The 26,118-nt window shown below is 60.3% G+C and carries 19 protein-coding genes and 3 rRNA genes; 13 read left to right on the top strand and 9 right to left on the bottom strand.

From position 1 onward, the window contains the following. Positions 1-92 precede the first annotated feature (92 nt). Both sepH and HMPREF1219_RS00105 read left to right on the top strand, forming a co-directional pair. Positions 93-1,004, top strand: a complete 912-nt coding sequence (gene sepH / locus HMPREF1219_RS00110; RefSeq protein ID WP_016456953.1) for a septation protein SepH — start codon at positions 93-95, stop codon at positions 1,002-1,004. After that, the gene (locus HMPREF1219_RS00105; RefSeq protein ID WP_016456952.1) at positions 1,005-1,904 is read left to right on the top strand and encodes a DUF6928 family protein; all 900 of its coding nucleotides are present in this window, start codon (positions 1,005-1,007) and stop codon (positions 1,902-1,904) included. A gap of 110 nt (positions 1,905-2,014) precedes the next feature. Here HMPREF1219_RS00105 and HMPREF1219_RS00100 read toward each other — a convergent pair whose 3' ends face one another. The 4 genes from HMPREF1219_RS00100 to HMPREF1219_RS00085 all read right to left on the bottom strand — a co-directional run bounded on the left by HMPREF1219_RS00100 (position 2,015) and on the right by HMPREF1219_RS00085 (position 7,057). Next, positions 2,015-3,541, bottom strand: coding sequence for a peptide MFS transporter (locus tag HMPREF1219_RS00100; protein WP_016456951.1), 1,527 nt, complete (start codon positions 3,539-3,541; stop codon positions 2,015-2,017). Between the two features lie 40 nt (positions 3,542-3,581). Next, positions 3,582-4,400, bottom strand: coding sequence for a TrmH family RNA methyltransferase (locus tag HMPREF1219_RS00095; RefSeq protein ID WP_016456950.1), 819 nt, complete (start codon positions 4,398-4,400; stop codon positions 3,582-3,584). Positions 4,401-4,410: 10 nt separating this feature from the next. Next, positions 4,411-5,961 carry an NCS2 family permease gene (locus tag HMPREF1219_RS00090; protein ID WP_016456949.1) on the bottom strand — a complete coding sequence of 517 codons (1,551 nt, stop codon included), beginning with the start codon at positions 5,959-5,961 and terminating at the stop codon, positions 4,411-4,413. A 301-nt stretch (positions 5,962-6,262) separates the two neighbouring features. Next, on the bottom strand, positions 6,263-7,057 hold the full coding sequence (locus HMPREF1219_RS00085) for a DUF3027 domain-containing protein (protein ID WP_016456948.1): 795 nt from the start codon (positions 7,055-7,057) through the stop codon (positions 6,263-6,265). A gap of 58 nt (positions 7,058-7,115) precedes the next feature. Here HMPREF1219_RS00085 and HMPREF1219_RS00080 point away from each other — a divergent pair, with 58 nt between their 5' ends. Together HMPREF1219_RS00080 and HMPREF1219_RS00075 are read left to right on the top strand one after the other, a co-directional pair. After that, positions 7,116-7,988, top strand: a complete 873-nt coding sequence (locus tag HMPREF1219_RS00080) for a glutaminyl-peptide cyclotransferase (protein ID WP_016456947.1) — start codon at positions 7,116-7,118, stop codon at positions 7,986-7,988. Between the two features lie 18 nt (positions 7,989-8,006). Then, positions 8,007-8,519 carry a DUF2771 domain-containing protein gene (locus HMPREF1219_RS00075; RefSeq protein ID WP_016456946.1) on the top strand — a complete coding sequence of 171 codons (513 nt, stop codon included), beginning with the start codon at positions 8,007-8,009 and terminating at the stop codon, positions 8,517-8,519. Between the two features lie 179 nt (positions 8,520-8,698). Here the strand turns inward: HMPREF1219_RS00075 and HMPREF1219_RS00070 are convergent, their stop codons facing one another. Then, positions 8,699-9,088 (bottom strand): cold-shock protein, encoded by a 390-nt coding sequence (locus tag HMPREF1219_RS00070; RefSeq protein WP_016456945.1) that lies wholly within the window; start codon positions 9,086-9,088, stop codon positions 8,699-8,701. A 674-nt stretch (positions 9,089-9,762) separates the two neighbouring features. Between HMPREF1219_RS00070 and HMPREF1219_RS00065 the strand changes: the two genes are divergently transcribed. Then, positions 9,763-10,407, top strand: coding sequence for a resuscitation-promoting factor Rpf1 domain-containing protein (locus tag HMPREF1219_RS00065; protein WP_016456944.1), 645 nt, complete (start codon positions 9,763-9,765; stop codon positions 10,405-10,407). A gap of 311 nt (positions 10,408-10,718) precedes the next feature. Here HMPREF1219_RS00065 and HMPREF1219_RS00060 read toward each other — a convergent pair whose 3' ends face one another. Further along, complete coding sequence (locus tag HMPREF1219_RS00060; RefSeq protein WP_016456943.1) at positions 10,719-10,946, bottom strand: hypothetical protein; 228 nt, start codon at positions 10,944-10,946, stop codon at positions 10,719-10,721. A gap of 67 nt (positions 10,947-11,013) precedes the next feature. On the opposite strand from HMPREF1219_RS00060, the gene HMPREF1219_RS00055 reads away from it, so the two are divergent. From HMPREF1219_RS00055 to HMPREF1219_RS00020, 8 genes are all read left to right on the top strand, one after another. Beyond that, entirely contained in the window at positions 11,014-13,452 is a 2,439-nt protein-coding gene (locus tag HMPREF1219_RS00055) for a helicase-associated domain-containing protein (protein ID WP_016456942.1), read from the top strand. A gap of 149 nt (positions 13,453-13,601) precedes the next feature. Continuing rightward, a complete protein-coding gene (locus HMPREF1219_RS00050) occupies positions 13,602-15,269 on the top strand; it encodes a DNA repair helicase XPB (protein ID WP_016456941.1) in 1,668 nt (555 codons plus the stop codon). A 3-nt stretch (positions 15,270-15,272) separates the two neighbouring features. Beyond that, positions 15,273-15,905 carry a DUF3239 domain-containing protein gene (locus HMPREF1219_RS00045; RefSeq protein WP_016456940.1) on the top strand — a complete coding sequence of 211 codons (633 nt, stop codon included), beginning with the start codon at positions 15,273-15,275 and terminating at the stop codon, positions 15,903-15,905. Positions 15,906-16,049: 144 nt separating this feature from the next. Continuing rightward, positions 16,050-16,253, top strand: coding sequence for a heavy-metal-associated domain-containing protein (locus tag HMPREF1219_RS00040; RefSeq protein WP_016456939.1), 204 nt, complete (start codon positions 16,050-16,052; stop codon positions 16,251-16,253). Between the two features lie 66 nt (positions 16,254-16,319). Beyond that, positions 16,320-18,590 (top strand): heavy metal translocating P-type ATPase, encoded by a 2,271-nt coding sequence (locus tag HMPREF1219_RS00035; protein ID WP_016456938.1) that lies wholly within the window; start codon positions 16,320-16,322, stop codon positions 18,588-18,590. Continuing rightward, the gene (locus HMPREF1219_RS00030; protein ID WP_016456937.1) at positions 18,577-18,882 is read left to right on the top strand and encodes a metal-sensitive transcriptional regulator; all 306 of its coding nucleotides are present in this window, start codon (positions 18,577-18,579) and stop codon (positions 18,880-18,882) included. Before HMPREF1219_RS00035 ends, HMPREF1219_RS00030 begins: the two co-directional genes overlap by 14 nt. A 12-nt stretch (positions 18,883-18,894) precedes the next feature. Then, positions 18,895-19,911, top strand: a complete 1,017-nt coding sequence (locus HMPREF1219_RS00025; RefSeq protein WP_016456936.1) for a cation diffusion facilitator family transporter — start codon at positions 18,895-18,897, stop codon at positions 19,909-19,911. A 106-nt stretch (positions 19,912-20,017) separates the two neighbouring features. Then, a complete protein-coding gene (locus tag HMPREF1219_RS00020; RefSeq protein ID WP_016456935.1) occupies positions 20,018-20,311 on the top strand; it encodes a DUF2316 family protein in 294 nt (97 codons plus the stop codon). A gap of 537 nt (positions 20,312-20,848) precedes the next feature. Here HMPREF1219_RS00020 and rrf read toward each other — a convergent pair. The 3 genes from rrf to HMPREF1219_RS00005 form a co-directional block, all read right to left on the bottom strand. Next, a 5S ribosomal RNA gene (gene rrf / locus HMPREF1219_RS00015) occupies positions 20,849-20,965 on the bottom strand. A gap of 133 nt (positions 20,966-21,098) precedes the next feature. Continuing rightward, positions 21,099-24,185 (bottom strand): 23S ribosomal RNA (locus HMPREF1219_RS00010). A gap of 353 nt (positions 24,186-24,538) precedes the next feature. After that, positions 24,539-26,066, bottom strand: a 16S ribosomal RNA gene (locus HMPREF1219_RS00005). Together the 16S, 23S and 5S rRNA genes form the textbook arrangement of a ribosomal RNA operon. Between the last annotated feature and the right edge of the window lie 52 nt (positions 26,067-26,118).

Raw genomic sequence — 26,118 nt, 5'->3', positions numbered from 1 at the left:
GTTTTTGCGGTATGAGTAAATTTCGGATCGAACAGTTAGGCTAGAGGGTACAAGGCTATTTGTTCGTCCCCGCCTGACAAGGAGTGTATTCCATGCGAGAACTACGGTTTGTGCCCGAGGAATCGACGGCATCATCGCTCGTTTTTGCTAATGCCGACACCGCAGCGGCTGGCGGCGGCGCCGAGGAATACTTCGTGGAAGTCACTCCGGCACTACGCAAGCTCCTTGTTGGTGAAGAGAAAGTACAGGACGAAGCTCCCCGCGTAGAGCAAGTTCAACCGCCGGCGGACAAGCCGAGGGAAACGACGTACTCCGCACCACTGAGCCTGCGCCCGAGGGAAATCCAGGAACGGATCCGGTCCGGTTCCTCGATCGAGGAACTGGCGCAGGAAATGGGGGTTATTCCCGAGCGGATTGAATCGTTTGCTCACCCTGTGATGACCGAACGCCACCGCATGGCCGAGCTGGCGCGCGGCGGATATCTCCAGGCCCCCTCTGCCCCGGGCACACTCACTCTGGGAGAACAGGCCGCTCAGGCATTTTCCCGCCACGATTACGACATGGAGCGGGCCACCTGGGATGCCTACCGCGACAGCGCCGGCTCATGGATTGCCACGCTGACGTGGACGGCAGGGTTTACCGAGTACGTCGCCGAATGGTACGTCACGGTCAAGGCCACAGGCCCCACCATGGTGGAGGCGAAGAATTCCACGGCGACCGATCTCATCGCGCCACGGTCGACGTGGCATGAGGAGCCGGAAGTTAGCGACGATGTGGAAGCGGAGCCCGAGCAGAGTCCCGAGTCCTCCTCTGCCGAGGAGGACACCATCACCGGCGAGCTCGTCGCTGATGACGAACTCTTGCAGAACCCGCCTGCGCAGCAAGCGCGCAACGGTGGCGAACATCGCAAGCGCCGTCGCCGGAAGTCCGCCACACCTCACTGGGAGGATGTCCTCCTTGGGGTTCGCGCGACACGGCCCAAAAACGGTGGCAAGGATTCTTAGATGACAGCCCCGAACGTCTCGAGTTCAGCTGACCCGGTTGTTGTCTCGCTGTGGTTTGTGTCCGTTCCCAACGCAGCAGCTGTGCTTTCGGCCGAGCCGTCACCGGATCGTGGATTTGGACGAAAGTATCTGAGCCAACTCGATTCGTCCAAGCCAATCACCGCGATCGGGACTTTCCCCTTAAACCGCTCGACGGTTCCTGGCCACAACGAGTTTTACATCGGTGGCTTCCCCGGTGTCATCGTCGTGCAAACCCTCGTCGATACCCTGACCAAGTTGAGCGAGTTACCTCGCACGCTCATGCTCTCCGTGGACGCGCCAGATCTCTACGTCTTTGCGGAGGGCCAAGGCGAATCCACTTTCGCGGGAATCGCCCATTTTCAAGGCGACAAGCTGCGTCGCAGCTTCTGCGCTACCCGGTCTCGCGTGTATGAGGATAAGGGCCTTCCGGAGCCCTTTGAGTACAGCTTCTGGTCTGGGGATTCGGAAGGCATCGACTTGCCGTTCGCACCCAAGGATCTCGTCGCTGGTGCGGAAGTCGGCTGGCTTGGCGTGCCGATTACAGCGGATGGTCCTGATATCAACGTGGTGGGTTTTGCCACGGACGGGCGCAAGGAACCCCGCATTGAGAGCCATGCGACCCCCACGCCGCTTGATGAATTAGTGGTGACCAGCTCAACCAAGCTGGGATTCTCGGCCACGAACCCCGATTACGATGATTACGAGGGAGACTCCGAGGACGGGACCGACGACGACACACCAGGAGCCGAGCTCGCCCAAGTGGCAAAGGACGTTGCCCGCATCGGCTGGCTTACCAGTAAGAAGCTCGCCCGCTACGCCTCCTCCCGCTTGAGTGAAGCAAAAGAACGTCTAAGGCATCTGGACCGAAAAGAGAAATAAAAAGAACGCGCAGGGTCTCCCCTGCGCGTTTCGTACTTACGCATGTGAGGCTTTACGCCCCACATGAGGTATTACGCCCCACGTACGTTGCACCTGGCGGCTAACGCGGGTTACCGGATATCCACGAACTTCTTCAGGATCCAGTTCTTCAGCGCGAACATCACGATGCCCAGGATGACGAGGATCACTGCCAGCGTGGTGAAGAACGTGTTCTCAGAGGCTGCGCTCGTCGGGTCGTAGTAGGCAGCCAGGCTGCCTGCCAACGCTGTACCCATCGCCAGGGCCATCATCCACATGGCCATGGACCGTGACGGGAACGCCTCAGGCGCGACCTTTGTGGCCAACGAGTTACCCACCGGGGACAGGAGCAGCTCACCCACGGTGAAGAGGAAGAGGATCCACACGAGTGCCCACAGAGGCGTGGTGTTGTCCGCGCCACCGGAGAACGGAATGAAGAAAAGCAGCGAAAGGCCGATGATGACGTTTGCCACACCGAACTTCACAGGTACAGACCACTGACGGTTGCCCAGCCGCGTCCACATCGTGGCGAACACACCGGAGAAAGCACAAATGAACAGCGGGTTGATGAGCTGCACAAGTGAGGGCGGAATCTCGTAGCCGAACACCACGCGGTTCAAACGCGACTCGGAGTAGAACGCCAGCACGGTGAATTGCTGCTGGAAGATGGCAAAGAACAGCACGCCGGAGATGAACATGGGGATGAAGCCCACGAGGCGGCTCTTCTCCTTCTTGGTGGTCAGCTTGGAGAAGTACATCTGGCACCACAGGCCGATGGCGGAGAAAAGCGCCACGACGGTCACGATGTTGGACAGCCACACAACCTTGACAATTCCCGATACCACGAGCCACACGCAGATAGCGACCACCACGGCAGCCCCGCCGAGCCACACCGGGTAAGCCTTGGCGGGCAGCGGGTTCGGGGTCTCCTGGCCGGCGCCCTTAATGGTTTCCTTCCTCATCAGCGTGTACTGCGCAAGACCGAAGAACATGCCGATAGCAGCGAGGCCAAAGCCCCAGTGGAAGCCTCGCCAGCCCCATACGAAAGAGGTGAGGGCGGGGCCGAGCAGGCCACCGATGTTGACGCCCATGTAGAAGATGGTGAACCCGGCATCGCGACGCGGGTCGTTACGGCTGTACAGCTGGCCGAGCACCACCGACGCATTGGTTTTCACGCCACCGGAACCCACAGCGATGAGGACGAGCCCCAGCGCCAGCCCCGCGTACCCCGGCACCAGTGCCAGGGCGATGTGGCCACACATCACCAGGACGGCGGAGTAGAACAGGGTGCGCTCGGAGCCGAGCATTCGGTCGGCAACAAGCGCCGCTGCGAGGCAGGCAAGGTAGACCAACCCACCGTAGGCGCCCATGATGGAGGCGGCCGCGGCCTGGTCCATTCCGAGGCCACCACGAGTCACCTCGTAGTACATGTAGTAGATGACGATCGCCTGCATGCCGTAGAAGGAGAAGCGCTCCCACATCTCGACACCGAAGAGGTTGGCGAGGCCACGTGGCTGCCCGAAGAACGTTTTTTCTTCTGTCGCGCCCGCCGTGGCGTCTGTCACGTCTTGGGTGGCGACGTCTTCTTGCTCATTTGTGAGGTTTGACATAGGGGGCATAGTACCCCCGTTGGTCTGATGTCCTACACATGAGGTGCTATTAATGGTGGCGCAGGGCCTCGTAAAACCCAATCGCCGCTGCGGTCGCCACGTTGAGGGAATCGGTCCCTGGCTGCATGGGGATCCGCGCCCGCACGTCGGTGGCGCGCATCGCGTGTTCCGTCAGCCCAGGTCCTTCGGCACCGACGAGGATGGCCGTCTTCCTCGTTGGATCGATAACGTCCTGGAGGTTCGCCGCCGTGGGGTTGGGGGTAAGAGCAATGACCTGGAACCCGGCCTCCTGGAGCCTGGCGAGACCGTGTTGCCAGTTGGTGGTCTTGCCCTCCATGTGGGCGAACGGCAGTCGCAGCACATGTCCCATGGAGACGCGGACCACGCGCCGGTACAGCGGATCGGCGCAGCTGGCACCAAAGAGCACGCCATCCACGCCGAGCCCCGCGGCGTTGCGGAAAATGGAGCCAATGTTTTCGTGGTCACCCACGCCCTCGAGGATGCACAGTGTGGAAGCCCCGGCGATGACCTCGTCAACGGTCATTTCCGGCGCGCGATCCGCAGCAGCGACGAGGCCACGGTGCATATCAAAGCCGGCCACCTTCGCAAGCACCTCGCGGGTTACCTCATAGACCGGTACGTCGACCTCACCCAGCGTCTCAAGCAACCCGCTGAGCTTGGGTTCGAACCCGACGATGCTGCGCACCGGGAAGCGGGACTGTACGAGGCGCGGGATGACGAGGGATCCCTCGGCGATGACGAGCCCCTTGCCTCCGGGGAGGTCGGGGCGGGTGTCCGAGTGGTTGAGATCCCGGTAATCGTCCAGGCGCGGATCGGCCGGGTCATCGATGCGAATCACAGTGGTCATGTGCTTCAACCTACCCGTGAACCGCGTTCATGATCGGATCCATACCGAAGTAGACGAGGAATAGGGCAGCGATGAGCCAGATGAGCCAGTGCACCTTGCGCGCCCGGCCGGACAGCAGCATCATCGCGGCGTAGGACACGAAGCCCACGCCGATGCCATTGGTGATGGAGTAGGTGAACGGCATGACGATCATCATGAGGAACGACGGCAGGGCGATAGCGAAGTCGGTGAAATCGATATCCTTCACCTGCCCCATCATCATGCAGCCCACGATGACGAGGACGGGGGCGGCCGCTTCGATGGGCACGACTTCGTACAGCGGGGTGAGGAACATTGCGGCCAGGAAGAGTCCACCTGTGACGATGTTGGCAAGGCCTGTGCGGGCACCGTCGGCGATACCGGCGGCGGAATCCACGAACACCGTGTTGGACGAGGAGCTGGCGGCACCGCCGATGATGGCACCGCAGCCCTCCACCACGAGGGCTTGCTTCATGCCCGGGAGAATATCGTTTTCGTCCGTGAGACCCGCCTGCTTGCCCAGTGCGGTCATCGTGCCCATGGCGTCGAAGAAGTTCGCCAGCACGAGGGAGAACACGAGGAGGGACGCGGTCAGTGCGCCGATGCGGGCGAACGCGCCGAAGGGGTCCACGCTTCCCACCAGTGAGAGGTCTGGGATGCCACCGATGGACGAGGGAAGCTCCGGCACAGCGAGGTTCCAGCCCGCGGGGTTGGGTTTGCCGTCGACAAAGCTGGGGCCGGCGCCGGTGAGGGCCTCGATGATCATGGCGATGATGGTGTTGACTACGACACCGATGAACAGGCCGCCCGGCACGTTGCGGGCGACGAGCAGGCCACAAATGATGAGCCCGATGACGAAGGTAAGGGTGGGCCAGCTGGCGATCGATCCATCAATACCGAGACCGACGGGGACGGTGGTCCCGGCGGCGTCCGGAACACGACGGACGAACCCGGCGTCGACAAGCCCAATCATGGTGATGAACAAACCGATACCCACGCTCATGGCCGCTTTGAGGGAGCGGGGGATAGCGAGGAACACGGCGGTGCGGAAGCCGGTGAGCCCCAGGATGACGATGATGACACCGTCGATGACCACGAGCCCCATCGCTTCTTCCCAGCTCAGCCCCTCGCTGGCGACGAACGTGACGGCGACCATGGTGTTGATTCCCAGGCCTGTGGCGATGCCGAACGGGTACTTGGCAAAGATGCCGAAGAGGATGGTCATGACCCCCGCGGCGAGCGCCGTCACGGCCGCGACCTGGGGGATGCCGAGTGCACGCCCGGTGAAGTCCTCGGTGGTGCCCAGGATGAGCGGGTTCAAAATGACGATGTACGCCATGGCGAAGAAGCTCACCAACCCGGCGCGCATCTCCGTGATGACGGTGGAGCCGCGCTCCGTGATGTGGAAGAAGCTATCAAGGCGCCCGACCCGTCGCTGCGGGTCCGTGCGTTGCCGCGTCGGGTCCGTGCGTTGCCGCGTCGGGTCCGTGCGTTGCCGCTGCGGGTCCGTGCGTTTGTTATCGGTGTGTGTGCCGTTTTCCATGAATTTTCGTGTCCGATCCGTGTGAGTACTTATTCGCGTGAGCGACGACACCACCACGCAGCATTCCTAAAGGCACAAAGAAGCGCCCTTCACAGGTGTTCTTCGCTTTTGCGGGGTGGTGCCGGGCCGGATGCGTCACGTCACCGGTGCTATTCACCCCATGCGAACGCACTGGAAGTCACGAGGTCCACCGGGCACCGTGAAGAAACCGCAGCCCAAGGTAAATGTAGGACGGCACCCAGCCGAACACAAAATGCGCCCGCGTCCTCCCCCGGCGCTCCATCCGACACGGCAGTGGAGGCTACAGCCGAATTTCTTTTTCGTCGTCGTACGGCGACGCGAGGCGCTGCCCCAAGGTCTCCTTGGGCGGTGTATCCGAGTGCGCACCGCAGCCGAAAGCCGAGTGCACCACGTGGCCGTCGGCGGAGTATTCGTTGGCACACACCCCGAAGTTGGCGCTCACCTCCGGGTCGAGCGGCAGGTAGAAGGCACAGGTGGTGCATGTAAGCGCGGCCTTTTCAGCGAATTCCGAGGTGGGCCCGTAGGCACCGCCACGCCAGCGGGACAGGGACTCGTCCAAGCCCCGGCGCGTGATGTCCTTACTCTTGGTGGACTTGCCGCGACGTGGCTGCACCGCCGTGAAGTGGAGTCCCTTCCCGGCGTCGGTGAGGCGGGGGTCATTCTCCTCGGGGGGAAGCTGCCCGCCCGGGGTGAGGTCGCCGGGCTGGACCCGTTCCGCGTACGGCACCCACCGTGGTGCCCGCAGCGCATCCCGGCCAGGCATGAGGCTCACCTCGTTGACGGTGACGTAACGGGAGCCGTGGGCGACGGCGATGACCACGTTCCATTCCCAGCCGCGGTAGCCGGGTACATCTGCGGCGAAGCGGTGGATGGCCGTCTCCTCGTCAAGGCATTCGGCGCCGATGTGGATGCCCACGTGGCCTTCGTTCATGTCTTCTGCCGCGTGGCGGGCGATAGATTCGGCGATACTGCTGACAAGCGGATTGTCGGTTTGTGTGTTCCCTCTCGCCACCGTGTCCCCGGCGCGGCGCGCGTTGCGAACCGAATTCCCCCCACGGGTTGTCGCACGTCTCAAGTTTTCTTTCCTTCTTGTCACACCCCTATTATTCAGCATTGCTGGCACAATAGTGCACATGGGTCGGTTCTTCCACGTATTAACGTCACTTATCTGCTCTTTCGCGATTGTGGGGTGCACCCCCGTTGATGAGTTCCCCGCCCCCGGGTCCTCTGTGGGAAGCTCCGTGTCCACGGCGTCGGCGGCCCTGTCGAACTCGTCGGCGGATAAGGCGGCGTCTATTCCCCGGCTCCGCGTGGAGGTTCTCAACCAACTGTTTTTTGACCCGTCCACTTTTACCCAGGGCTTGGAGGTGAATGAGGACGGAACTCTCCTCATCTCCCACGGCATGTACCGGCAAAGCGGCATCTACAGGCGCACGCTCGATGGACAGGTGCAGGAAAGCCATCGGTTGGCGGACCAGTATTTCGGCGAGGGCTTCACGCGCGTCGGCTCCGATGTGTGGATGCTGACGTGGAAGGAGAACACGGCGTTCCGCCTGGACGCCGCTACGCTCGCAGTGAAGGAAACTGTCTCCTATCCCGGCGAGGGCTGGGGCCTGTGTTCCTTTGAGGGGGACGGCCAGGCGCAATCCATGTACATGAGTGACGGGACGGCTACCCTTCAGGAGCGCGATCCGCAGACGTTCGCCTTGCGGCGCACCGTTGCCGTCACCGCAGGTGGCAGCCCGGTAACAAAGCTCAACGAGCTGTCCTGCGCGCCCGACGGTAGCCTCTACGCCAACATTTTCCTCACCGACGAGATCGTCCGGATCGACCCCGCTACGGGCGAGGTTACTGGGCTTATCGACGCCTCCGAGCTGCGCCCGGAGGGGGCGAGTGACCCCAACGCGGTGCTCAACGGAATCGCGCACATTCCTGAAACCGATCATTTTTACCTCTCCGGAAAAATGTGGCCCACCCTGTACGAGGTGCGATTCGTTCCTGCCTAGCAAGTAGAATGCGTAACCATGGCGAGAAGGAAGAATTCAATTAAGAACGTCGCTCTCATGGCGGGGCTGTTCATCGTCGCTGTGGCCGTGGTTCTCGGCGTTATTTTGGGTGTCAGCGCAGTACGGGATCACCAAAGCTATGTGGATCCGGCATCGCTTCGCACCACACTCACCATTGACAGCACCGCCACCGAGGTCGCCCCGTACGCGGTGTGTGAGATCGGCGCCAGTGGCGAGGACTGCGACGGCACCGTGTTCACCACCGATTTCAGTTCCGCTGAGAAGATCACCGTGACTGTGCCGGAGGATGTGAGCGACCACGATTGGTCACTCCTGGCCATCTACGATGATCCCGCCAAGAACGACGAACACTACTTCCGCTCAACGGACCCCAACGAGGTTGAGATCCCTGCGACAAAGGACACGGCGAAGCTCATGGTTGTGGAGGTGAGCTCCATGCAGGTGCAGCGGGACGGCAAGGAAGAAACACCCGTGGTGGTCACCTGGTCGATGGCCGACGACGAGGCCTAGCTCAGCCTGCCCCTCGTGTCCTCCGCCAATTGCGGGGGTTGGAAACCCCGGAAACTACGCTGCTCCCCATCAGTTCGAATCCGATTTCTCGGTCCAACTGGTGGGGAGCAGAGTTGTGTTCAGGGGAAAGTTTTCTTTCCCTCGGGCCACCCCTACCTGATGAGAGGCGACCGTGGGTTTTACTTATCCAGTTCCTTGGCCACTACGCGGAGGATCTCCGCCACCTGGCGGCCGGCCTTACGGTCGGGCCAGCGACCATTTTGCAGGTGCGGCTGGACGCTATCCTCCAGGAGTGTCATGAGATCACCCACGATGGAGTTGAGCTGCTCCGCCGTGTACTTGTGCTCCGGCTTGCGGGGTTTACGCGGCGGATCGACAAGCCGCATCCTAAGGATCTGCGGGCCGCGACCGCTTGCCGCGAAATCAAACTCGATCCTCTGCCCAGGGTGAAGCGTCTCCACGCCCTCGGGAAGGACAGATTTAGAAATGTGGACGTCCTCCTGCCCAGGGTTGGAGGCAAACCCGAATCCCTTATCCGGGTCGTACCACTTCACTTTGCCGATCGGCATGGTTGTCAACCACCTTTCTTACAGGGTTTTTCTCACACGCTTGTCATCGCCGCACAGCACGCCCCGGCTGCGCGAAATTTCTGGCTACATATATAAATAAGGACGCTTTCCGGCGCTCTTTCCAGGCTATTTTATCTGCAGTCTTAACTACCTATAGTCCGCTTAACTATACACGCGCCTTCACGTTGCGCGAAGACCTTACATTACAGGTAACGTTCACAATCCGCTATCCATTCCCACGTCGGTCCCGGTGTGCAGCGAACGGCACGGTGTGCAGCGAACGGATACACGCGGCACTCGGCACCGTGAAAGTAGGCCTTTGAGGGGAAAATCTCGTATTTTGTGACCAATCACACAATAACTGGTTCTTCGCTAGTCAGCGTATTTTATGTGGCCGATCCAGGCGGCAAAAGAGGCCAACAACACCTAAAAAGTAACGCTTTCGTTACCGTTGCGTTATATTTGTGCTCATGCATCGCGGACACCGTGGTCGCCACGAGTGATGCGCGATGGGTACAAGGTGCATGAGCCAGAGCACCAGGAAACTGAAAAAGGACATCGCGTCCCCAAAGGGAACAGACCAACTGCTTGCCGCACCGCCTTAACATATTGCGTGCGCGTGAGAGTGGCTCGCACCTTCACTACCAATTGATCTTGAAAGGATACTAATTCAGATGGCACGACACGCCGCGCCGAAGAAGAACACCTTCGCAAAGATTGCAGCCTCCGCCACCGCCGTTGCTGCAGCAACCACAATCTCCACCCCGATCGCGAACGCCGCACCGGATTCGGACTGGGACCGCCTCGCACAGTGCGAGGCCGGTGGCAACTGGTCCATCAACACGGGCAACGGCTACCACGGTGGCCTCCAGTTCAGCCCCAGCACCTGGAACGCTAACGGTGGCCGCGAGTTCGCCCCCTACGCCTACCAGGCCACCCGCGAGCAGCAGATCGTTGTTGCTGAGCGCGTTCTCGCCTCCCAGGGTTGGGGCGCATGGCCTGCGTGCTCCGCACGCCTCGGGCTCAACTCGGCTCCGACGCCTCGCAACACCCCCTCGAACGAGTCCTCGGCTCTGGAATCCACCGAGAACGTCATCGAGGCAGTTGCAGAGTCCTCCTCCGACGAGAAGCTGCCCGTCGATATCCTCTTCAACCTTCTGGTCAACCGCCTCGCCTCCGTGGGCATCCAGGTTCCCGCCGAGGTTCACGGTGCATACGATTTCCACCGCCAGGACATCCAGAACTTCTACTCTGCTAACGCCGAGTTCATCGACGCTAACCTCCCGCAGGTGAGCGCCGCTGTAAAGAACGCTCAGTAGTGTAGAGCATTTCTTCGCAAAAAATTGGGCTGCCTCCCGTCCACTGAGGACACGGAAGGCAGCCCTTTGCGTCACCCCACCCCACGGTGAGGTGACAGGAAACGGGGGAGGAAAACGTCAACTAGCCACACCAGCACAGTGATCCTCGCGAGGGGCCCACAGGTGAGGCCGCTTCCCCCATTGGGCCATGCAGTAACCACCTACACCCCTCATGGCCTCGCACACCTGTGGCAATATGCAGGCACACCAAAGCGCCCCTGGACCGTGTCACACGGGGGCGATCGGCGGGGCGCGCTAGCGCGTGAAAGCTACTAGTGGTTGATGTTGGTCACGGGGTGGACGTACCCGGTCTCCTGGTACGGACGCGGGAAATCCGTCTCGTTACCAAACGGGCTCATCGCACCGTTGACGGTGGCGAGGATCTCAGTCACCGGGTGTTGCCCCGGGGTGTGATTACCCCAGCCTGGATCTACATAACCCTTCTTGGCGGGCTTAACAGCCTTAGTCTGGCGGTCCGCCTTCTTCACAGTCTTAGCCATATGATCATTGTTCCAAATTTCCACCCGAAAAGTCACACACATAACCACGGTAGAATGTGTTGGTGTTATGACTCCTCGCACGAACGATACTGCTCCGCAACTACGGTTTGTGGACTGGCTCGCCGCCAGATCGGACTCCGAGCTGGCCACCATACTGCGGCACAGGCCGGACACAGCACTGCCACTGCCACCTAGTTTCCGTTCACTAGCGGCCAGACTTCACGTGAGGGAGTCGGTGTCCCGGGCGCTCTCCCACCTCACTGCGACCGAGCTCGCCACGCTCGAGGCGGCTGTCGAATGCCGCGCAGAATTCAACCCTTGTGCCTACCCCGATGTGGTGGAAAAGTTCCACGAGTCACTCGGTTCGGGGGCACGGGAAGAGGAATCATCTCGCATCGACGCTGCCATCACACGCGCCCTCGATACTCTCCTGTCCTACGCCCTCATCTACGGCACAAGCGACGGTTTCCTCCTCTCCCCCGAGGTAGTCAACGCCCTCCCCCACGGTTTCCGCGTTCTGTCTCAATCGACTCGCCTCACAAGAGCGGAGGTGAGCGACCGCCTCGAGCAGCTCTCCGCCCCGCAGAAGAAGATTCTTCGCACTCTTCTCTCCGCCGGTGGTTCCGGTCGCACAAAAGACGCGGCCTGCGATGCCGATCCCGCCCGCCCCATCCCGCGTCTCATCACATCCGGGCTGCTCGACCGAGTGGACGAGCGCACTGTCCGGCTCTCGGCGCCCACCAAGGCGCTTCTCACCGGCACCCTGCCCGTCCCGATCCCGTTGTTCCCGCCGCGCCTTGATGTCGTGGCGCAGAAAGTAGCTCCAACCAGCAGTAGCCTCGATGCCACCGCCACCGCGCAGGGGCTTGACGTTGTACGCCAGGTAGAGGAGCTCATTGCCGCGCTGTCCGTCACCCCCGCCTCCACTCTCAAGCAGGGTGCTCTGGGGGTACGGGTGGAAAATCGCCTGTGCGAGGAGCTGAAGGTTGAACAGCAGACGCTCGCCCGGGTGGTCTCCCTCGCCTACTCCGCGGGAATTGTCGCCCGCGGGGTTCCCGATCCGCTCCCCGAGGACGACGACGGCGGAGACTACGTGGCACCTACCCCCGCCGCCGACGCTTTCCTCAGCCAACCACTCAGCGTCCGGTGGGCTGAGCTGCTGCGCGCCTGGGTCGGCTCGCACCTTGCCAGCTGGAAGGTGGGAACCCCGGATACCAAGGGAAAGCCCACTCACCTGCTCTCCCCTTCCGTCGCCATCGGGCTTCTTCCGGCGATCAAGGCGGACCTCCTCGCGATCCTCTCAACTCCCCCTGCGTCCCCTGCCGGGTCGGACTCCACCGCTGCGCCCGCTCCGGTCACTCGCACCGATATTGCTCGTCTCTACGTCTTCCACAACCCGATCACGAGCCGTCGCGTGAGGACCGAGACGTTCGACGGCATCCTCGATGAGCTTCAGTGGCTGGGTCTCACCACCGCTGGGGCAGGCGAGGCACTCACGCCCTCGTCGCTCGTGAGGTCCCTTTATGAAAGCACGCTGCCCCCGCACGCCGGTGCCCCAAACTCCTCCGCAGACGGCACCCCCGCCGGTGGCCCCCTTGAAAGGGCCACCGCAGCACTCACCCCGGAGCTGACTACCACGCTCATCGCGCAGGGGGATAACACGATCCTCGCCCCCGGACCGGTCTCTCGCGAGCTCGGGGCCACCCTGTCTTTGCTTGCCGACGTCGAGTCGCCGGGGCTCGCCGCCGTCTATCGAGTCACCGAGGGCACGATTCGTCGCGCGCTCGATGCCGGTATGTCCGCCTCCCGCATGCTGTCATTCCTCGACGAACACGTCGCCGGGGGCACCCCGGAGAGCATCGCTTTCATCGTGAAAGACGTGGCCCGACGCCACGGCACGCTGCGCGGCGGCCCCGCGGAAAGCTACCTGCGGTGCGACGACGAGGCCCTCCTCATCAACGCGTGTCGGACCGCAGACGCCGAGTCCGTGGGCCTGCGCATCATCGCCCCCACGGTGGCGATCGCGCAGGCGCCACTGATCAAGGTGATCGAGGCACTGCGCAAGGCGGGGTTCCACCCCGTCGCCGAGGACGCGACCGGTGCCAGCATCAACCTCAAACCCCGTGCCACGAGGGTCGCCCCCTCGGTGAGTACGCGCGCCCGTGACGCGAGCCCGGCCAGCATGAAGCCGCGCAGAAACGCGCTTTCTGATTCTGACATCGAGGCGGCTGTCACCGCCATCAGATCCACCAACTCCGCCGAACGGCGCGCCCGCATCGGCACCGCGATCACAGATTCGCACGAGATCCTTGCGGCGGTGTCCCACGCCGCGCGCGGTGGCGCGACGGTGACCATCGGTTCTGTGGACAAGAGTGGCATTGCCAGCCACCGGGTGATCAAGCCGCTGACGGTCACCGGCGGTCAGCTCGATGCCCTCGATGTCGCCTCGGGCAAGATCCGCCGCTTCCTGCTTCACCGGATCACGGAGGTCTTTACCGACGAATAAGTTGGGATAACCACTACTACTGGTTTCTTCTCGCAGCGGCGCAATCAACCACGGTTTAAAGGCGAATGCGCGGCGCGCCGATGGAATAATTCCGCGACTAGGATGGGTTGTTTAGAGTCACGACAGAAAATCGGCATGGAAGGAAAGCTATGGGTTTTGGAGATGGGCCGCTCATCGTACAGTCCGACAAGACTGTTCTGCTCGAGGTGGACCACCCGCAGGCCGACGAGGCCCGCGCGGCGCTGGCACCGTTTGCTGAGCTGGAACGCGCTCCCGAGCACGTCCACACCTACCGCATCACCACGCTCGCGCTGTGGAACGCCCGCGCGGCCGGCCACGATGCCGAGCAGGTGGTCGACGTGCTGGACAGGTTCTCCAAGTTCCCGCCCCCGCAGTCCCTGCTCATCGATATCGCTGAGACGATGTCGCGGTACGGGCGCGTGCGGCTCACCAAATCCCCCATCCACGGCCTCCTTTTGGAATCCGATGAGAAGCCGATCCTCACGGAGCTGTCGCGCCACAAGAAGCTCAAGGGGATGCTGGGCGAGCAGATCGACGATCACTCCATCGTGGTCCACCCGTCCGAGCGCGGTCGGCTCAAACAGGAGCTGCTCAAAGTGGGCTGGCCTGCCGAGGACCTCGCCGGCTACGTCGACGGCGAGGCGCACCCGATCGATCTTTCAACAGAACACGGCGATTGGGAGCTGCGCGATTACCAGCGCTACGCCTGCGATTCCTTCCTCGCCGGTGGCTCCGGAGTCGTCGTCCTGCCGTGTGGCGCAGGCAAGACCATCGTCGGCGCGGCCGCCATGGCGAAGCTCAAGACCACCACACTCATCCTCGTAACCAACACGGTGGCGGGCCGCCAGTGGCGCGACGAGCTGCTGCGCCGCACAACTCTCACCGAAGACGAGATCGGCGAGTACTCCGGCGAGAAGAAGGAGATCCGCCCGGTCACCATCGCCACCTACCAGGTGGTCACGAGGAAGACGAAGGGCGAGTACCGCGCGCTCGAGCTGTTCGATTCGCGCGATTGGGGCCTCATCATCTACGACGAGGTGCACCTCTTGCCCGCCCCCGTGTTCCGCATGACCTCCGACCTCCAGTCACGCCGCCGCCTGGGCCTTACGGCCACACTCATCCGTGAGGACGGCCGCGAGGGCGATGTGTTCAGTCTCATCGGCCCGAAGCGCTACGACGCGCCGTGGAAGGACCTGGAATCCCAGGGCTTCATCGCCGCCGCCGAGTGCATCGAGGTGCGCGTCACGATGACGGAATCCGAGCGGATGGTGTACGCCACCGCCGAGGCCGCCGACCGCTACAGGCTAGCCACCAACGCCTCCGGCAAGATGAGAGTGCTCAAACAACTCGTCGAGATGCACAAGGACGAGCCGACCCTCATCATCGGGGCCTACATTGACCAGCTGGAAGAGATCGGTGAGGCGATCGGAGCCCCCGTCATCGAGGGCAAGACCTCCACCAAGAAGCGCCAGGAGCTCTTTGACAAGTTCCGCGCCGGCGAAATCACTACCCTCGTGGTGAGCAAGGTGGCAAACTTCTCCATCGACCTGCCGGAGGCTTCCGTCGCCATCCAGGTCTCGGGCACCTTCGGGTCCAGGCAGGAGGAGGCACAACGCCTCGGCCGCCTGCTGCGCCCCAAGGCGGACGGGGGGACCGCGACGTTTTACACCATCGTCACTCGCGATACGCTAGATGCAAACTACGCCGCACACAGGCAGCGATTCCTGGCGGAGCAGGGCTATGCCTACCGCCTGATCGATGCCGATGATGTGCATCTACTGGAGGAGAAGAACTAAGCCGTGTTTTCGTTCACCGTCGACGCTGAGCACAACAAGAAGCACAACGAGCTGTACCGCGATTCCAGCCGGATCGGGACTGCCGCGTTCATCTTCGCGGCGGTGTTGTTCGTCTTCGCCTTCATCATCACCCGCGTGTACCAGGGCCAGGTGGGATACCTCATGGCTGCAGGGCTCGCCATCATGGGAATCATCAGCATCTTCATGGGATTCACGCTGCCAAAGAAGATGGGGACACCCCAGGAGCTCTTTGATCAGTTTCCGCTCTGCCCCGCCATCATCGCGGAGGTCAACGGCAAGGACATCACCCTCCTTGCGCTGGTAAACCGGTCGGTCAACCCGGAGGCCACGCCGATCTGGGCGCTGACCACCCGGGTTGTGTTCGGGCTTCCCGGGCACACCATTCGCGTGGGCGAGCGCGTGCCGTCCGTCGCGGTGGGCGGCCGCCGTGGCCTCACCAGCCAGGAGCTTCGCGCCGAAGTCACTCCCATGCCGATCGCTTGGGGTACGCCTGATAAGCACGTCATCGACGAGGCAGCGCAGCAGATTCCGGCCAACCAGTGGCGGCGCCTGGCCTCTCAACGGTCGCGTTTGGCGGAGGTAAAGGCCCGCAGGGACAACTTGGTCACCCTCTAGGGTCCCGCCACTGAGTGCGTCACCTCGTCATGAGCCATTGAGCCACCGGCATTCCGCCGGTGGCTTTTTCACACCTTGACACATACCCATAGGGGGTATAGGTTTAAGTGGTACCTAAAAGAACAACCGAAAGGATTGTGCATTATGACCACCACCACGTACTCCGTCGAGGGCATGACCTGTGGCCACTGCAAGATGGCAGTGGAGAAGGAAGTTGGCGCCATCGAGGGCGTCACCAGCGTCGAGGCCAATGTGGAGGCCAAGAACGTGACGGTCACCGGCGACAACGTTTCCGTGGACGACGTTGCGGCAGCCGTCGAAGAAGCCGGCTACACCCTCGTCAAGTAACTCTTTGATGAACCAGCCGTGCCCCGCTCCGCGGGGCACGCTTTGACTTTCAAGGAAAGGTCCCCCATGACTCAAACCCAACAGCCACCCGTGGAGCTCCTCCACGTGGATCTCGGCGTCACCGGGATGACGTGTACCTCGTGCTCGTCCCGCGTGGAGCGCAAGCTGAACAAGCTCGACGGAGTGGAAGCAACCGTCAACTTTGCCACCGAGTCCGCCTCGGTTGCCTACGACCCGGACAAGCTCTCCCCAGCCGATCTCATTCAGGCGGTGGAAGACACCGGCTACGGCGCATTTGAGATGGGGGCCTCCTCCGGCGACGAGGATGCAAGCACGTCCAACGTGAGCCAGATCGATGCGGCACGCGACCAGGAGGCCGACGAACTCAAGCGGCGGCTCATCATCTCCGCCATCCTCGCCGTCCCGGTCATGCTTCTCTCCATGATCCCGGCCCTGCAGTTCACCAACTGGCAGTGGGCCGTTCTCACGATGTCCACGCTTGTGTACTTCGTCGGCGGCGCCCCCTTCCACAAGGCAACCATCACCAACCTCAAGCACGGCGCGTTCACCATGGACACGCTCATCTCCATGGGCACCACCGCCGCCTACCTGTGGTCACTGTGGGCCCTCTTCATCGGCAACGCGGGAATGCCCGGCATGAAGATGGAGATGCACCTCTTCGCATCCGATTCGACGATGGACGAGATCTACCTCGAATCCGTCGCCGTGGTCATCGCCTTCCTGCTGCTCGGCCGCTGGTTTGAGACCCGCGCCAAGGGGCGCTCCTCCGAGGCCCTGCGCGCGCTGCTCACCATGGGGGCCAAGGATGCCTCCGTGATCCGCAACGGAAAGGAAGAGCGCGTCAGCATTGACTCGCTCGTCCCCGGCGATATCTTCGTCGTCCGCCCGGGCGAAAAGATCGCCACCGATGGTGTTGTTACCGAGGGTGCCTCGGCCATCGACGAATCCATGCTCACCGGCGAATCAGTGCCGGTAGAGGTGACCGAAGGCGACAGCGTCACCGGCGCGACCATCAACACGACGGGTCGCCTGTTGGTTAAGGTCACGCGCACCGGCGCGGACACCACGCTCGCGCAGATGGCGCAGCTCGTCACCGACGCGCAGGCCAAGAAGGCCCCGGTGCAGCGCCTGGTGGACAAGATTGCACAGGTGTTCGTTCCCGTGGTGATCGGTGTCTCGCTCATCACCCTCATCGGCCACTTGCTTGCGGGCTCCGGGCTTGCCCCGGCGTTCACCGCGGCCGTCGCCGTTCTCATCATCGCCTGCCCCTGCGCGCTCGGGCTCGCAACGCCGACGGCACTGCTCGTGGGAACCGGCCGTGGCGCGCAGCTCGGGCTCCTGATTAAGGGGCCGGAGGTGCTGGAATCCACCAAAAAGGTGGACACCATCGTGCTGGACAAGACCGGCACCGTGACCTCGGGAACCATGTCAGTGCACGGCATCACCGCCATCGCCCCCTACTCCGAGGCGGAGATCCTGCGCCTCTCCGGCGCGGTGGAGCATGCCTCCGAGCACCCCATCGCCCAGGCCATCGCCACGAACGCCGCCGAGGCCGGTGAGCTCCCGTCCGTGGACGATTTCTCCAACGAGCCGGGCGTCGGTGTCCAGGCGACCGTCGAAGGACGGCGGGTGAACGTCGGCAAGCTACAGGGAGACCTCGGTGAGCTGGCGGGGGCCTTCACCACCGCCCAGCGTGACGGCGCAACAGCCGTCGTCGTCTCCGTCGACGGAACCGCCGCGGGCATCATCGCCGTGCGGGACACCGTCAAGGAGACCTCGGCCACGGCCATCGCCAAACTGAAGGAACTGGGGCTGACCCCCTGGCTGCTCACGGGCGACAACGAGGCCGCGGCACGCGCCACGGCCGCCGAGGTGGGCATCGACCCCGCCAACGTCATCGCCGGCGTGCTACCCCAGGACAAGGTCCACCACGTGGAGCACCTGCAAAACGAGGGCAAGAACGTGGCCATGGTGGGCGACGGCGTGAACGATGCTGCTGCGCTCGCCCAGGCCGACCTCGGGCTCGCCATGGGCGCCGGCACGGACGTCGCCATTGAGGCCTCGGATATCACCCTCATGAACAGCGACCTCATCTCCGCGGTGGACGCCATCCGGCTCTCGCGCAAGACCCTCGGCACTATCAAGGGGAACCTATTCTGGGCGTTTATTTACAACGTTTTGCTCATCCCCATCGCCGCGATCGGGTTCTTGAACCCCATGCTCGCCGGCATCGCGATGGCGTTCTCGTCCGTCTTCGTTGTCACGAACTCGCTGCGCCTGCGCACCTTTGAAAGGACTCCCCATGAATCACGATAATTGCGACCACGATCACTACGGCTATATCCAGGACAAGCAGCGCTACCTCGCCCGCCTCAAGCGGATTGAGGGGCAGGTGCGTGGCATTCAGCGGATGATCGACGAGGATCAGTACTGCATCGACATCCTCACCCAGGTGAGCGCCGTCAGTTCCGCACTCAAGGGGGTTGGGCTCCAGCTTCTCGACGATCACATGCGCCACTGCGTGAAGAACGCCGTCATCGAGGGCGACGAGGCCGCTGACGTGAAATTCAAGGAAGTCTCCGACGCCATCTCCCGTTTTGCACGCTAGGAATTTTTCGCAATGACTGATACACAGGCTCATGCCCATGGGCAAAGCCATGGGCATGCAGACAGCCGTGACCACTCTCATGAGCACGACGTAGACCACAACCATTCTCATGCGCACGGTCACGACCATGGACACGGACACGGGCATGACCACAATCATGAATTTAAGGGCTCCCTCAAGGCACTGCTCGTCACCTTCTCCATGACCGCGACAATCTTCGTCGCCCAGGTCATCGGTGGCCTCATCTCGGGGTCCCTGGCACTGCTCTCCGACGCCATGCACATGCTGTCGGATTCCACGGGCATGCTCATCGCTATGACCGCCCTGTTTATCGGGCGCAAGGCGGCCACACCGCGGGCGACGTACGGCTACCGTCGGGTGGAAGTCATCGCCGCGATGATTAACGCCCTCGTAGTGACTGGCGTGGTTGCGAGCATCGTGTACAACGCGATCAAGAGGTTCGGTGCCGATTACGAGATCCAGACCGGCATGATGCTCATCATCGCCATCATTGGCCTCCTGGCCAACGGGATTGGTGCACTCATCCTGATGAAGAGGCAAAACGATTCGCTCAACATGAAGGGCGCCTACCTCCACGTGTTGTCCGATCTGCTAGGCTCCGTCGCCGTCATCATCGCCGGCATCATCATCCGGTTCACCGGCTGGACGCACGCCGACTCCATCGCGTCGCTCATCATCGCAGCCATGGTGCTTCCCCGTGCACTGGGACTGCTCAAAGATTCCGTTTCCGTTCTTCTCAACCGCGTGCCCAAGGACATTGACGCAGAAGAGATCATGGAGACCCTCGAGGCGCTCCCCCACGTCCAGGCGGCACACGATCTCCACGTGTGGACTACCGACGGCAACGACCCGCTGGCCACGTGCCACATCGTTGTTGCCGAATCCGTCCACACGGACTGCGACGTTCTCGACGCCGTGCAGGCTGCCCTGCGCGAGTTCGGTATCGAACATTCCACCATCCAGCTCGAGCGCCCCGCGCACATCAACCACGAGATGGTCTGCGACTAGCACCTGCTACGGCTGGGCCCTGTTCAGCGCCTAAACACATGAAGCCCCGTTCGCCTTATGCGAACGGGGCCTTTGTGTACCCCGAAGAGAGCTACTATTGGACGCTATGAGTCTGAACAGACTTCAAAAGAAGCAAAATTCCAGAGAGCTCAACGCCAACTTCGAGCTTTCCGGTCTCACGCTGGAGGAACTGGCCGACCGCACGGGGTTCAGCACCGACCGCCTGGAGGCTGCTCTTAGCGTCGTCCGCACCTACGATCCCGCCGATTGCTGGCTCGTCCGCGACGTGTTGGAACAGGCCGTGATCGATGCCGGGAAAACCCCCGTTCCTTTCACCGTGCTCTCCGAGGACAAGCGCTCTTCCGCAGAGATGTGGTTCGGCTACCGCAGGCCCTGGTAGCCGACGATTCAATGAAACGCTGCAGTTGAAAGAGCCACACCGCCACCGTCTCCAGCCCCTGCGCCGCACCGGTGCAGCGCGGCTTGCAACCGCATTATCCGCGTGCGGATGCACGGGCCAAAGCCATAGCGCAAACGTAGGATCAAACCCGGCACTTAGAGATACCAGTCAGTGGGAAGCACCAGCGATCAATTAACAAAGCATCATTGAGCTATCTCTTAAACTCCTGGAGCAAGCCGTAACACTAAGAGGTGAGCTCCCCGCACGGGTCGCGTTGTACAGACTATCTACTCCGCTGACAGACAGCCTCTCCAGCGCTCAGATAGCAAACCATGCTCACGAAACCGTTCGATTCACAAGCTGGCAGGTCCCCTTCAAAGCCGATTCTTGTAACGGCCTCGTAGAGGTAGTCATTCTTCAATTTTGATCCTCTGTCCTAAATACTCTCGGATCTGCGGCACCAGAATCGAATTTCACCAAACAATGCAAAAGGAGGCCACCAACTTTGATTGTTGGTGGCCTCCGTATTTTGTTTGTGGTCGGCGGTGTCCTACTCTCCCACATCCTCCCGGGTGCAGTACCATCGGCGTGGGTTGGCTTAGCTTCCGGGTTCGGAATGGGTCCGGGCGTTTCCCAACCGCTATCGCCACCGACACGTTTGTTCAGGGCTTGTTCACTTCTTGGGTTTTGGTGCTCGCGCATGTTTGTGCGTGTGTGTGGTGTGTCTGATATTGCATAGTGGACAACGTGTGTGTTTGTGTTTTTTAGTTTTGCGGCTTTTGTTTGCGTGGTTGTTTATATTGGTTATTAGTACCAGTCACCTTCACACCTTGCGGTGCGTCCAATTCTGGCCTATCAACCCCATCGTCTGTGGGGAACCTCATGGAAACCTTATCTTGAAACAGGCTTCCCGCTTAGATGCTTTCAGCGGTTATCCTTCCCGTACGTAGCCAACCAGCCCTGCCACTGGCGTGACAGCTGGCACACTAGAGGTACGTCCATCCCGGTCCTCTCGTACTAGGGACAGCCTTTCTCAAGTTTCCTTTACGCGCGCGGCGGATAGAGACCGAACTGTCTCACGACGTTCTGAACCCAGCTCGCGTGCCGCTTTAATGGGCGAACAGCCCAACCCTTGGGACCTACTCCAGCCCCAGGATGCGACGAGCCGACATCGAGGTGCCAAACCATCCCGTCGATATGAACTCTTGGGGAAGATCAGCCTGTTATCCCCGGGGTACCTTTTATCCGTTGAGCGACACCACTTCCGTACATCGGTGCCGGATCACTAGTCCCTACTTTCGTACCTGCTCGACATGTCCGTCTCACAGTCAAGCTCCCTTATGCACTTACACTCTTCCACCTGATTGCCAACCAGGCTGAGGGAACCTTTGGGCGCCTCCGTTACACTTTGGGAGGCAACCGCCCCAGTTAAACTACCCACCAGGCACTGTCCTTGAAACCAGATCATGGCCCGAAGTTAGACATCCAATCCGATCAGAGTGGTATTTCACCTTCCGACTCCACACACACTAGCGTGTGCGCCTCAACGTCTCCCACCTATGCTACACAAACCGAACCGAACACCAATACCAAGCTATAGTGAAGGTCCCGGGGTCTTTTCGTCCTGCCGCGCGAAACGAGCATCTTTACTCGTACTGCAATTTCACCGGGCCTATGGTCGAGACAGCAGAGAAGTCGTTACGCCATTCGTGCAGGTCGGAACTTACCCGACAAGGAATTTCGCTACCTTAGGATGGTTATAGTTACCACCGCCGTTTACTGGGGCTTAAATTCTCCGCTTCGACCAAAAAATGATCTAACAGGTCCTCTTAACCTTCCAGCACCGGGCAGGCGTCAGTCCGTATACATCGAATTAACCTTCTTCGCACAGACCTATGTTTTTGGTAAACAGTCGCTTCCCTCTATTCTCTGCGCCCCACAACCGCCAAAATGCTGTCAGCAACGGTCATGGGTCCCCCTTCTCCCGAAGTTACGGGGGCATTTTGCCGAATTCCTTAACCATAGTTCACCCGTTCGCCTTAGTATTCTCAACCTGACCACCTGTGTCGGTTTAGGGTACGGGCCACACTTGCACTCGCTAGAGGCTTTTCTCGACAGCACAGGATCACCACCATCACCCTTAAAAGGGCTACGCATCACGCCTCACACATATGACAGTCGCATTTAACAAACCATCGTGCCACACGCTTACACCACAATCCACTCAGTGGCGCGGCTACCCTACTGTGTCACCCCATCACTTGGCTACTACCACCTCAGGTCCCACCACCACACACAACCAGCAGAACAAAATCCTGCTATTGGAAGCACATGGAAGTGGTTAGTATCAATGATTCACCACTTGTCGCACAAACGCGGGTACCAGAATATCAACTGGTTATCCATCGACTACGCCTGTCGGCCTCGCCTTAGGTCCCGACTCACCCTGGGAAGACCAGCTTCACCCAGGAACCCTTAGTCATCCGGCGGGTAGGATTTTCACCTACCATTCGCTACTCATGCCTGCATTCTCACTCGCACACACATCCACAAACCGTCACCAGCCTGCTTCACACCATGCACGACGCTCCCCTACCCAAAAACAAAAAAATTATCCTTGCCGCGGTTTCGGCGGTGTACTTCAGCCCCACTACATTGTCGGCGCACAACCACTAAACCAGTGAGCTATTACGCACTCTTTCAAGGATGGCTGCTTCTAAGCCAACCTCCTGGCTGTCATCGCGATTACACATCCTTTTCCACTTAGCACACCCTTAGGGGCCTTAACCGGCGATCTGGGCTGTTTCCCTCTCGACTACGAAGCTTATCCCCCGCAGTCTCACTGCCATAGAACATACATGCGGCATTCGGAGTTTGGCTGACGTCACTAAGACAAAATCCCGCTCAATCAACCAGTAGCTCTACCTCCACAGCACTACTATAACGCTGCACCTAAATGCATTTCGGGGAGAACCAGCTATCACGGAGTTTGATTGGCCTTTCACCCCTACCCACAACTCATCCCCGCAGTTTTCAACCTACGTGGGTTCGCGCCTCCACAAAGTCTTACCCTTGCTTCACACTGGCCATGGGTAGATCACCCCGCTTCGGGTCCAGAACATGCCACCAACACCCTACTTAGGATTCGGTTTCCCTCCAGCTACCCCCAACAAAGGGTTAACTACAAGCGACATGCCGCTGACTCGCAGGCTCATTCTTCAAAAGGCACGCCATCGCCCACAAAAAGGCTCTGACGGATTGTCAACACACGGTTTCAGGAACTATTTCACTCCCCTCCCGGGGTACTTTTCACCATTCCCTCACGGTACTAATCCACTATCGGTCATTGGCAAGAAATCAGACTTACCGGACGGTCCCGGCAGATTCACAGCAGATTCCACGAGCCCACTGCTACTCGGGGACACCACGCACACAGCCACACACACATTTCACGTACGGGACTCTCACCCACTCCGGCAGGCGATTCCACACCACTTCCGCTACACGCGCACAGCCACTGGTGGCAAAAGGTTGACCACCCACGCAGACCCCACAACCCCACACACAACACCCCAACCAAGGCATCAACGCTGCATGCAGTTTAGTCAAAAATTCGCTTTCGTTCGCCACTACTCACAAAATCACAATTGTTTTCTTCTCACACCAGGTACTAAGATGTTTCACTTCCCTGACCACTCCTGCCTGACTATGAATTCACCAGACAGTAACTCCCATCACTGAAAGCTAGGTTACCCCATTCGGACACCCTCGGATCAACGCTCATACGGCAACTCCCCGAGGCTTAACGCAGCCCACCACGTCCTTCATCAGCTTGCCATGCCCAGGCATCCACCGTGTGCCTAAAAAAACAAAACACACAAACAATCAGGCGCCAAAAAACTAAAACATGAACAAAAAAAGAAATCACACGCGTCCACTATACAATTCACACACACCACACCACCCCACCCACACAAAACAACACAACGTTTCGTGCACACAAGGCGGCACCAGGAACAAACATATTGCCCCAGACACCCAACAGCATGCCAATGCACCACTCACAAGCCTTGTCGCCAACACAACACGGTACCGAATCCATGAAACAAACGTTTTGCGTCCACACTGGATTAAAAAAAGGTGCGGCAACACACACGGCCACCAAACACCCACAACCACCAGCCGTAAGCGCCAATGATTGCAAAAAACTAAAAATAAACTCCTTAGAAAGGAGGTGATCCAGCCGCACCTTCCGGTACGGCTACCTTGTTACGACTTCGTCCCAATCGCCAATCCCACCTTCGACCACTCCCCCCGGCAAAAACCGGTTAGGCCATGGGCTTCGGGTGTTACCAACTTTCATGACGTGACGGGCGGTGTGTACAAGGCCCGGGAACGTATTCACCGCAGCACTGCTGATCTGCGATTACTAGCGACTCCGACTTCATGAGGTCGAGTTGCAGACCCCAATCCGAACTGAGACTGGCTTTAGCGATTAGCTCCACCTCACGATGTTGCTCACGCACTGTACCAACCATTGTAGCATGTGTGAAGCCCTGGACATAAGGGGCATGATGATTTGACGTCATCCCCACCTTCCTCCGAGTTAACCCCGGCAGTCTCTCACGAGTCCCCACCACAACGTGCTGGCAACATAAGACAAGGGTTGCGCTCGTTGCGGGACTTAACCCAACATCTCACGACACGAGCTGACGACAACCATGCACCACCTGTAAACAGACCACAAAGGGACGACACATCTCTGCGCCCATCCTGCCTATGTCAAGCCCAGGTAAGGTTCTTCGCGTTGCATCGAATTAATCCACATGCTCCGCCGCTTGTGCGGGCCCCCGTCAATTCCTTTGAGTTTTAGCCTTGCGGCCGTACTCCCCAGGCGGGGCGCTTAAAGCGTTAGCTACGGCACAAACCCCGTGGAAGAGGCTCACACCTAGCGCCCACCGTTTACAGCATAGACTACCAGGGTATCTAATCCTGTTCGCTACCCATGCTCTCGCTCCTCAGCGTCAGTAACTGCCCAGAGACCTGCCTTCGCCATCGGTGTTCCTCCTGATATCTGCGCATTTCACCGCTACACCAGGAATTCCAGTCTCCCCTACAGCACTCAAGCAATGCCCGTATCGCCTGCCAACCAAAAGTTAAGCCCCTGGATTACACAGACGACGCAACACACCACCTACGAGCCCTTTACGCCCAGTAAATCCGGACAACGCTCGCACCCTACGTATTACCGCGGCTGCTGGCACGTAGTTAGCCGGTGCTTCTTATCCAGGTACCGTCAAACAAACTTCGTCCCTGACGAAAGGAGTTTACAACCCGAAGGCCTTCATCCCCCACACGGCGTCGCTGCATCAGGCTTCCGCCCATTGTGCAAAATTCCCCACTGCTGCCTCCCGTAGGAGTCTGGGCCGTATCTCAGTCCCAATGTGGCCGCACACCCTCTCAGGCCGGCTACCCGTCGCCGCCTTGGTAGGCCATTACCCCACCAACAAGCTGATAGGCCGCAAGCTCATCTCCCACCGCAAAAGCTTTCCACCACACCAACCACGGCATAGTGAATATCCGGTATTAGACCCAGTTTCCCAAGCTTATCCCGAAGTGAAAGGCAGATCACCTACGTGTTACTCACCCGTTCGCCACTCGAGCACCCTTGCAAGCAAGGGCCTTTCCGTTCGACTTGCATGTGTTAAGCACGCCGCCAGCGTTCATCCTGAGCCAGGATCAAACTCTCCAACAAAAAACGTCGAATAAGCAAAAAACCAACCCAACAAAACACCAAAACAGTGCTT

The organism is Corynebacterium pyruviciproducens ATCC BAA-1742, assembly GCF_000411375.1.
Classification (GTDB): Bacteria; Actinomycetota; Actinomycetes; order Mycobacteriales; family Mycobacteriaceae; genus Corynebacterium; species Corynebacterium pyruviciproducens.
Note: the sequence above shows the minus strand (reverse complement) of the source record. Positions and strands in the feature narration are given on the sequence as shown.